The 2,076-nt window shown below is 55.9% G+C and carries 4 protein-coding genes and 1 pseudogene; all 5 read right to left on the reverse strand.

What is annotated here, in order from left to right; translation table 11 throughout:
* On the reverse strand, positions 1-625 hold a 625-nt coding region (locus SY1_RS00185), incomplete at its 3' end, for a helix-turn-helix transcriptional regulator (protein ID WP_208872451.1).
* A 45-nt stretch (positions 626-670) separates the two neighbouring features.
* Positions 671-898, reverse strand: a complete 228-nt coding sequence (locus tag SY1_RS00190) for a hypothetical protein (protein ID WP_208872452.1) — start codon at positions 896-898, stop codon at positions 671-673.
* A 28-nt stretch (positions 899-926) separates the two neighbouring features.
* Entirely contained in the window at positions 927-1,247 is a 321-nt protein-coding gene (locus tag SY1_RS00195; protein ID WP_015555784.1) for a type II toxin-antitoxin system RelE/ParE family toxin, read from the reverse strand.
* Positions 1,240-1,500 carry a hypothetical protein gene (locus SY1_RS00200; RefSeq protein WP_015555785.1) on the reverse strand — a complete coding sequence of 87 codons (261 nt, stop codon included), beginning with the start codon at positions 1,498-1,500 and terminating at the stop codon, positions 1,240-1,242. The genes SY1_RS00195 and SY1_RS00200 overlap by 8 nt, the downstream gene beginning before the upstream one ends.
* A 133-nt stretch (positions 1,501-1,633) precedes the next feature.
* Positions 1,634-2,033 (reverse strand): annotated as a pseudogene (gene tnpA, locus SY1_RS00205) (IS200/IS605 family transposase).
* Between the last annotated feature and the right edge of the window lie 43 nt (positions 2,034-2,076).

Consider the following 2,076-nt stretch of genomic DNA (forward strand, 5'->3'; position numbering starts at 1 on the left):
CCTCGAGAGCGGCGGTGACGCGCACCTTCATCAGGTCGTCGTCGATCGGGGTCATGGAAGCCCGGCTTCCGAAGGCGTCCAGCACGTCTCCCGCGCAGGAGCGGGACATCTTCAGCACCACTGTCCTGGGCTCCCCGCCGAACATGAAGTGGTGCTCCTGGGCGTAGAGCGCGGCGTCGAAGCTCCTGTCCCGATAGGCCGGCAGGCTCCAGATGGGGCGGGCACTCTCGTCCAGGACCTCGACGTCCGTCATGCGATCGATCCGGTAATGGGTGAGATTGTCTCGGCCGTCGTAGCAGCCGATCAGGTAGTATTGGCCGTTGGTGCAGACCATGGCGAAGGGGTGGACGACGTAGGGACGCCCCCCGCGGGGGACCAGCTCCCCGTTGACGCTGACGGAGTTCAGGATGAAGCGGAGCCGTCTTCTGTCCTCGATGGCCTCCTCGACGCGGTCCAGGTTCTCGAAGAACGCCCCGTTTCGGTGGTGGGGCCAGAGGGGCAGAGAGTGGACGTGGCTAAGCCGGCCCTGAAAGTAGTGGTTGGCCAGGCCGACCAATTTTCCGATGAGGCTTCGGGCGTCCTCCTGCGGTATGTACCGGGAGGACAGCACGCTGTCGATGAGCACCCGCAGCTCGACGTCCGAGAGCTCCCGGCTCCTCAGGTAGGCGCCTCAGCCGTTCTCCTCGTAGGTGCTGATGTCCCAGCCCAGCTCGCAGAGCAGCGAGAGGTTCCGCCCCACCGCGTTGCGCACCGCGCTCAGGCCGTAGTCGGCCTTGAGCTTTTTGATGATCTCCCCCGACGTGAGGGGGTGCTCCTCGTCGGAATAGTTCTTTAATATTTCGAGTATGCATAAGGGCAGCGCACTCCGCCCTCCAACGCTTCCACCGGCGCAGCGCACAGGCCATCGCCTCCGTTTGAATTTCAGGTCACAACAGACTGCGGTATTCCCTGGCGCCGTACAGGACGCGCATTACCACGGCCTCATGTTCCGCTTCATGCAGAATGTAGAAGACGAGATAATTTTCAACGACTAGTTTTCGATAGCCCCTCGAGGCAAGAAACGTGTCTCGTGGTTGTGCGCCGATTCTGGGATAACGTGTCAGATGTTGAAGCTCCTGCTCAATTTTACTCAACAGTTTCTCAGCGGCCTCTGGATCGCCCAGCGTCACGCTGATGTAGTCATCAATCTCGTCCATGTCCTCATACGCCAATGGGGTAAAGCGGACATGGAAGTGTTCATCATCCATGTTTTTCTCTCAGGCGCCGGAAGACATCGTCCGCGTTCAGCAGCGGCTCTCCATCGACAAGCTGCTGCTCGGCGGCTGCCAGTTTGCGATACACGTCCAGCAGGCAAAACTGCCGCGCGTACGCCTGCGTTGTCATGATGACCAGCCCGTCGTCCCCCTCCTTCGTAAGGAACACGGGCTCGTCCTTCTGCCGGCACAGCGCCGCAATGGCGTTTGTGTCCTGAAGACATTCTATTGGTCTGATGGTTGACATTACCGTCACCTCTAACGGCGATAATACCTGCGGTGCAGGGCAATGAGGTGATTTCAGATACGCCCGGCGATGTCGATCGTTTGGTGCAGCCGTCCGTTCCTCTTTGACTGATAGAGCTTAAAGACGTAGGTTCTCACTTATTCTTTTGCTCCTCAATGTATTTAAGCACTGTTTTTTCCGAAATATGCCCTACGGATTCACAATAGTACGAACGCGTCCAAAGGGAAGGCATCTTCAAGAGATGGGGAAATTCTAAACGCAAAAAACGCGAAGTGTAGCCCTTAAATTGCTGGACTACATAGTGTGGTGCGTTTACCAGGTTTTGTTTTGACGAAAAGATGAACATGATCCGGCATAACCTTCAATCTTGCGATAGATACGCCAATTTCTTCGACTTTCTCATACAGAAGCTCCTTTAGTCTGCTTTCTACGTCGCCCACCAGCACCCTGCGCCTGTATTTAGGACACCAGATGAGGTGGTAGCCAATATTAAAAACACACGTTTTAGATTGCGTCCATCGTTGTGACGACATAAAAAAAGTTTAACATGAATGTAGATAAACGACAAGAATCAAA

Origin of the sequence: Fretibacterium fastidiosum (genome assembly GCF_000210715.1) — a bacterium.
GTDB classification, from domain to species: Bacteria; Synergistota; Synergistia; order Synergistales; family Aminobacteriaceae; genus Fretibacterium; species Fretibacterium fastidiosum.